This is a genomic window from Methylobacterium sp. J-059, assembly GCF_022829485.1.
GTDB lineage: Bacteria > Pseudomonadota > Alphaproteobacteria > Rhizobiales > Beijerinckiaceae > Methylobacterium.
In genome coordinates, this window is record NZ_JAKSYA010000160.1 from 109,135 (window position 1) to 115,696 (window position 6,562).

Below are 6,562 nucleotides of genomic sequence, written 5' to 3' on the forward strand. Positions count from 1 at the left end.
GCCGGTTCCAATCCCGAGCGCGCGCATCCGTTCCGTCATCGGGGCCCGGCGGCCGTCAGGGGCGCATCGCGGCGAAGCGGGCGAGGCATTGCGGCGAGATCCGCATCCCGTTCGGCACCGGGCCGGTCGGCGGCGGGCGGCGCACGCAGGTCTCGAGGTAGGCGAGCGCGGCCTCGAGCACGGTCTCGCTGAACGGCTTCGAGATCACCGCCGTCGCCCCCTCCATCTCCTCGGTGAGCTGGCGCGCGTTGGCGGTCATGAAGGCGGCGGTGATGCCGGCGCGGTCGCGGATCGCCTGCGCCACCTCGATCCCGGACGAGCCGTCGGCGAGCCGCAGGTCGATCAGCACCAGCTCGGGCCGGCACGCCTCGATCTGGGCGATCGCCTCGGCGGCGGTCATGGCGGTGCCGACCACGCGGTGCCCGGCCTCCTCGAGCATCATCTCGATCTGCATGAGGATGAGGGCCTCGTCCTCCACCACCAGGATCCGCAGCGGTTCGGTCACGGCGTCTCCGAACTGTCCGCCGTCTCGCGCGGCAGGCGTATGTTGACCGTGGTCCCCGGCTCGTTCGACTGCCAGGCGATGCTGGCGTTCAGCTGCCGGCACAGGGTGCCGATGAGGCGCTTGCCGAAGGAGCGCTTCTCCATCACCTCGATCGGCATGCCGATGCCGTCGTCGGCGATCTTGATGGCGAAGTACTTGCCGTCCGGCGCGACCGTGACCGAGAGCCGGCCGGGGCGCTCGTCGGGGAAGGCGTGCTTGAGCGCGTTGGTGATGAGCTCGTTCATCATCAGCGCCACCGGCGGCGCCTTGGAGACCGGCACCTCCACCGTCTCGAGGTCGAGATGCAGGCGGATGCCGTCGCGGCCGGAGCCGCGCACCAGGTCGTTGGAGAGGTCGCGGGCGAACTCGGCGACGTCGAAGCGCTCGACGTCGTTCGACTGGTACAGCCGCCGGTGCACGGTGCCGAGCGCCTCGACGCGGGTCAGCATCATCTCCATCGCCGCGCGCGCCGACGGGTCGGTGATCGCCTTGGTCTGCATGGCGAGCAGGGCGGCGATCATCTGGAGGTTGTTCTTGACCCGGTGGTCGACCTCGTGGACCAGCATCGTCTGCGTCGCGAGCGACTGGCTGAGGTCGTGGGTGCGCTTGGCGACCTCGGCCTCGAAATGCGCCTTCTCCTGCTCGACCCGCATGTGCGCGTCGACGCGGTCGGTCACGTCGAGCTGCGAGGCGAAGAAGTAGGGCACTTCGCCGGCCTCGTTGGTGACCGGGCTGAGGTACAGCGCGTTCCAGAACGGGGTGCCGTCCTTGCGGTAGTTCAGGATGTCGATGGCGATGTCCCGCCCCGCCGTCACCGCCTCGCGGATGAGCGCGACGGCGCCGCGGTCGGTGCCCGCGCCCTGCAGGAAGCGGCAATTGCGGCCCATGATCTCGTCGCGGGCGTAGCCGGTCATCCGCAGGAACGCGTCGTTGACGAACACGATCGGGTTGTCGGCCTGGCGCGGATCGGTGATGATCATCGCCATCCGCGTCGCGCGGACCGCGGCGGCGAACGGGTCGCCCTTGCCCTGCTCGGTGTCCAGGCGGCCGGTCTGGCGCCACGCGTCGGACGATTCCATCGAACGTGATCTCTCTCAACGGGTCGTATCCGCCGTCGGGTCGGTCGGGGTCACCCCACGTGCCGGCGGGACTTCAGGAGGCGGGGCGCCCGGTTCGTAATGCGAACAGCCGGGCGGCCCCGAAGCTTAACGGGGCATGGACGGGAAAAGGTTCAAAGAATTCTGCCCCCGCCCGACTTTCTTCCGCGTGGCACGCATCTTCGCCGGCCCCGGCTCAGGTTGCGCCCGCGGCATCATACCCCGCCGTCGGCAAGTATTGCGCCCCACAGATGGCCGGCAACGGGCCGTCATCGTCGCACCATCCGGGGCCGTTCCCGAGCGGAGCGTCGCGCCGTTCCGGGGGCTCGCCGAGGGCGCGCGACGCCCCCTAGCCATGCCGGCCCGCCGCCGCTATAAGCGCGCCTTCGAATCTCCGTATTGAGCGGTGCGCGAGGCGATCCCGATCGGGAGACGCCCGGGCGCCGCTTTGGCGCCAGACCGCAAGGATTTCCCGTCATGGCCGTTCCGAAGCGCAAGACCTCCCCCTCCCGCCGCGGCATGCGCCGCTCGGCCGACGCCCTCAAGGCGCCGACCTACGTGACGGACAAGGATTCGGGCGAGCTGCGCCGCCCCCACCACATCGACCTGAAGACCGGCATGTATCGCGGCCGCCAGGTCCTGAACGTCAAGTCGACCGAGGCCTGAGACGGCCGTCCGGGATCAGGCCGTGAGCCGCGCCGTCTCGGCGTAGCGCGCGGCGGCGATCCCGGTGCGCTCCAGCCGCGACGGCCGCAGGGTCGGGTCGGATTCGACGATCATCTGTGTCAGGAAGCCTGCGAGCGGCCGCGTGCCGCCGCGGGCTTTTTGCGTGGCCGCGTCCTCCGGCGCCTCGGCCCGCCCGCCGGCAATCGCCACCAGGGCGCGGGAGGGCGCGGTCGGCCGCGCCGGCTCCCGCGGCTCGGGCGCCTGCGGCCGCACGGTCGCCCGTACCGTCCCGACACGCCCGATTGTCCCGATCTGCATCATCGCCCGCATCTCCCGGCCCGGTCGGGGCCGGCGCTGCAAAGGTGGGGCCGATGTTAACGGTTCGTCAACCTTTTATCGGCACGCGCCTCTCCCCTCCCCCGCACCCAAGTCGGGCCTGCCCGACCTGGGCACACGGGGTGCGGATCTCGGGCACGCCCGAGATCCGTCGGGGGGCGGGAAGAGATCCCTACTTCTTCGCCAGCGCCTCGAGGCGCTCCTGCATCGCCAGCATCTGGCGCTTGAGGTCGTCGAGGTCGCTGCCGGCGGCGGCGGCCGGCGCGGGCGGGGCGGCCTGCCCGGCATGGGTGCCGGCGTTCGTCACGCCGGGCGGGGTGAAGCCGGTGAACATCTTCATGGCGTCGCCGAAGAAGCCCATGTTGGCCCGCACCTGCTGCTCGATGGCGCTCTGGAACGCCGACGAGCCGAATCCGGTCGAGAACTTCTCGCGCAGGCCGTCCTGGTCACGCGCGAAGTTCGCCATCGAGAACTCGAGGAAGCTCGGCACCATCGTGCGCATGCTGTCGCCGTAGAAGCGGATCAGCTGGCGCAGGAACGCCACCGGCAGGAGGTTGTCGGCGCCGGCCTTGTTCTCCTGCTCGAAGATGATCTGCGTCAGCACCGAGCGGGTGATGTCGTCGCTGGTGCGCGCGTCGTAGACGACGAAGTCCTCGCCGTTCTGCACCATCGTCGAGAGGTCCTCGAGGGTGACGTAGGTCGAGGTTCCGGTGTGGTACAGGCGCCGGTTGGCGTACTTCTTGATGACGGTCTGTTGTGCCTTGACGCTGTCCGCCATCTCTGCGGCCTCTCCCCGATCGCGCGACGACCACGGCCGGGCCCCCGCCGCCGGGAGCCGCCCACGCGCCGATCTCGACCTTAAGGCTTTCAGCCGGCGACGAAAATAGCAATCTGGCGCCTTTTCCCGCGGAATAATGCTAATTCCCGGCGCGTCCCGGGTCGCCCGAGCGAGCAGCCGCCGCCCGCCGAGCGTCACGCCCGGCGGTTCAGCCTTCTTGACTTCGATCGAGCGAGGCCCTTCATCCGGGGGAACGGCATTTTCGAGCGCGCGATCTCCAAGACGCGCCGGCCGACCACGAGGAGAACGTTTCAGATGGCAAGCGAAGACATCGTCATCGTCGGCGCGGCGCGCACGGCGGTTGGTTCGTTCGGCGGCGCCTTCAACACGGTGCCCGCGCACGAGCTCGGCAAGGTGGCGATCAAGGCCGCCCTCGAGCGCGCCGGCGTCTCCCCCGACGACGTGGACGAGGTGATCTTCGGCCAGGTGCTCACCGCCGGCGCCGGCCAGAACCCCGCCCGCCAGGCCGCCATCGCCGCCGGCATCCCCGAGAAGGCCACCGCCTGGGGCGTCAACCAGGTCTGCGGCTCGGGCCTGCGCACCGTCGCCATCGGCATGCAGCAGATCGCCAACGGCGACGCCACCGTCATCGTCGCCGGCGGCCAGGAGTCGATGTCGCTCGCCCCCCACGCGCAGTACCTGCGCGGCGGCCAGAAGATGGGCGACGTCAAGCTCGTCGACACCATGATCAAGGACGGGCTCTGGGACGCCTTCAACGGCTACCACATGGGCACCACCGCCGAGAACGTGGCCCAGGCCTTCCAGCTCACCCGCGAGCAGCAGGACCAGTTCGCCACCCGCTCGCAGAACAAGGCCGAGGCCGCCCGCAAGGAGGGCCGCTTCAAGGAGGAGATCGCCCCGGTCACCGTCCAGGGCCGCAAGGGCGACGTGGTCGTCGACACCGACGAGTACATCCGCGACGGCGCGACGGTGGAGGCCATGGCCAAGCTGAAGCCGGCCTTCTCCAAGGACGGCACGGTGACGGCCGCCAACGCGTCCGGCCTCAACGACGGCGCCGCCGCGATCGTGCTGATGTCGGCCTCGGAAGCCGAGCGCCGCGGCATCACCCCGCTCGCCACGATCAAGTCCTGGGCCACCGCCGGCGTCGACCCCAAGGTCATGGGCACGGGCCCGATCCCGGCCTCGCGAAAGGCGCTCGACAAGGCCGGCTGGAAGCCCGCCGACCTCGACCTGATCGAGGCGAACGAGGCCTTCGCCGCCCAGGCGCTCGCGGTGAACAAGGACATGGGCTGGGACGACGCCAAGGTGAACGTCAACGGCGGCGCCATCGCCATCGGCCACCCGATCGGCGCGTCCGGCGCCCGCGTCCTCGTCACCCTGCTGCACGAGATGAAGCGCCGCGATGCCAAGAAGGGCCTCGCCACCCTGTGCATCGGCGGTGGCATGGGCGTCGCCATGTGCATCGAGCGCGCGTGAGCCACAGCTCTCCGGAGCCGAAAATCCGGCTTTAGGCCGGACGCAAAACATTTCGCGTGCGGACGCCATCCGCACGCGGCATGACGGCACCATCCGCGGGCCGGAGGCGACGCCCGTCGCACCCGGCCCGATCGCGACCGAGAACACGTTCAAGAAACTGGAACACGTTCAAGAAACTGGAGGAAACCATGGCTCAGCAACGCGTCGCCCTCGTCACCGGCGGCACCCGCGGCATCGGCGCGGCGATCTCGAAGGGCCTGGCGGCCAAGGGCTACAAGGTCGCCGCCAACTACGGCGGCAACGACGAGGCGGCTCAAAGCTTCAAGGCCGAGACCGGCATCCCGGTGTTCAAGTTCGACGTCGGCGACTTCGCCGCCTGCGAGGCCGGCATCAAGGCGGTCGAGGCCGAGGTCGGCCCCGTCGACGTGCTGGTGAACAACGCCGGCATCACCCGCGACGGCCTGTTCCACAAGATGACCTTCGAGAAGTGGCAGGCGGTCATCAAGACCAACCTCGACTCGGCCTTCACCGTGACCCGCCCGGTGATCGAGGGCATGCGCAACCGCGGCTTCGGGCGCATCATCCTGATCTCGTCGATCAACGGCCAGAAGGGCCAGATCGGCCAGGCCAACTACTCGGCCGCCAAGGCCGGCGTGATCGGCTTCGCCAAGGCGCTGGCCCAGGAGAGCGCCGCGAAGGGCATCACCGTCAACGTGATCGCGCCGGGCTACATCGCCACCGACATGGTGATGGCGGTGCCCGAGGACGTGCGCAACAAGATCATCTCGACGATCCCCGTCGGGCGGCTGGGCGAGGCCGAGGAGATCGCCCGCGCGGTCGAGTACCTCGCCGCCGAGGATTCGGGCTTCATCACCGGCTCGACCCTGACGATCAACGGCGCCCAGTACATCGCCTGAAACGACGACGGGGGGCCGCCCGGGTCCCCCGCCCGGACCGGGTCCGCGGCCGCCCGACGCTTCCCGCCCCGGCATCGCCGGCGCGATCGGGCACCGCCGCCGGCTGCGGATGCGGCGGCGGGACGCAGGCGGGTTCTAGCCGGATCTGCCCGTCGCGGTGCCTATAGGCCAATGCACGCCGGCCGCTTTTTGCGCGCTCAACCCGCGATTGCTTTAATCGCTGGTGAGGAATCAGGCCCATGATGCGCGAAAGGGCGGATCGCGGGCGGCGAAGCACATCCATGAAGACGATCCTGGTCCTCACCGATCAGCCCGAGCGCGGCCGGAGGCTCGCCGGGCAGCTCCGACCGCTCGGCGAGCCGCTGGTGATCGACCTGCTGGATCCCTACCAGTCCCGGAACGCGCCCGACCTGTCCCAGGTGGTCGCCGTGGTCGGCGACGCCTCGCTGGCCCATTCGCAGCAGGTCTCGGGCCTGCACCGGTACATGCACCGGCTCGGCCCGGGGCGCGTCCCCTTCCTCTGCGTCCTCCACGAGGACACGCCCCGGGCGCACCTGCAGGCGCAGGCCCTCGGCGCGACCCGCACGCTCCGCGCCGACGCGGTGCTGCGCGAGCCCGTGCCGGCCCTGCGCGCCGGCGTGCCGGCCCCCTCGGTCCACGCGCCGGCCCCATCCCCCCGACCGGAAGCCCGCCCTCCCCCCCCACCCCCTTCCGCCGCCCGCCGGCG

7 protein-coding genes and 1 pseudogene are annotated in these 6,562 nt (G+C 70.4%); 4 read left to right on the plus strand and 4 right to left on the minus strand.

Annotated elements, in window-relative coordinates:
* Positions 1 to 55: 55 nt before the first annotated feature.
* Positions 56 to 505, minus strand: a complete 450-nt coding sequence (locus tag MKK55_RS25105) for a response regulator (RefSeq protein ID WP_147729461.1) — start codon at positions 503 to 505, stop codon at positions 56 to 58.
* The gene (locus tag MKK55_RS25110) at positions 502 to 1,623 is read right to left on the minus strand and encodes a histidine kinase dimerization/phosphoacceptor domain -containing protein (protein WP_147729460.1); all 1,122 of its coding nucleotides are present in this window, start codon (positions 1,621 to 1,623) and stop codon (positions 502 to 504) included. Before MKK55_RS25110 ends, MKK55_RS25105 begins: the two co-directional genes overlap by 4 nt.
* Positions 1,624 to 2,118: 495 nt before the next feature.
* On the opposite strand from MKK55_RS25110, the gene rpmF reads away from it, so the two are divergent.
* Positions 2,119 to 2,307, plus strand: coding sequence for a 50S ribosomal protein L32 (rpmF, locus tag MKK55_RS25115; protein ID WP_147729459.1), 189 nt, complete (start codon positions 2,119 to 2,121; stop codon positions 2,305 to 2,307).
* Positions 2,308 to 2,322: 15 nt separating this feature from the next.
* Here the strand turns inward: rpmF and MKK55_RS25120 are convergent, their stop codons facing one another.
* On the minus strand, positions 2,323 to 2,628 hold the full coding sequence (locus MKK55_RS25120) for a hypothetical protein (protein ID WP_243938215.1): 306 nt from the start codon (positions 2,626 to 2,628) through the stop codon (positions 2,323 to 2,325).
* Positions 2,629 to 2,815: 187 nt separating this feature from the next.
* On the minus strand, positions 2,816 to 3,421 hold the full coding sequence (phaR, locus tag MKK55_RS25125; protein ID WP_243933063.1) for a polyhydroxyalkanoate synthesis repressor PhaR: 606 nt from the start codon (positions 3,419 to 3,421) through the stop codon (positions 2,816 to 2,818).
* 315 nt (positions 3,422 to 3,736) lie between these two features.
* Here phaR and MKK55_RS25130 point away from each other — a divergent pair, with 315 nt between their 5' ends.
* The 3 genes and pseudogenes from MKK55_RS25130 to MKK55_RS25140 form a co-directional block, all read left to right on the plus strand.
* Positions 3,737 to 4,918: an acetyl-CoA C-acetyltransferase gene (locus MKK55_RS25130; protein WP_147729163.1), complete on the plus strand. Its 1,182-nt coding sequence runs from the start codon at positions 3,737 to 3,739 to the stop codon at positions 4,916 to 4,918.
* Positions 4,919 to 5,106: 188 nt separating this feature from the next.
* Positions 5,107 to 5,835 carry an acetoacetyl-CoA reductase gene (phbB, locus tag MKK55_RS25135; protein WP_147729164.1) on the plus strand — a complete coding sequence of 243 codons (729 nt, stop codon included), beginning with the start codon at positions 5,107 to 5,109 and terminating at the stop codon, positions 5,833 to 5,835.
* A 281-nt stretch (positions 5,836 to 6,116) separates the two neighbouring features.
* A pseudogene (locus MKK55_RS25140) lies at positions 6,117 to 6,562 on the plus strand (hypothetical protein); the annotation flags it as partial.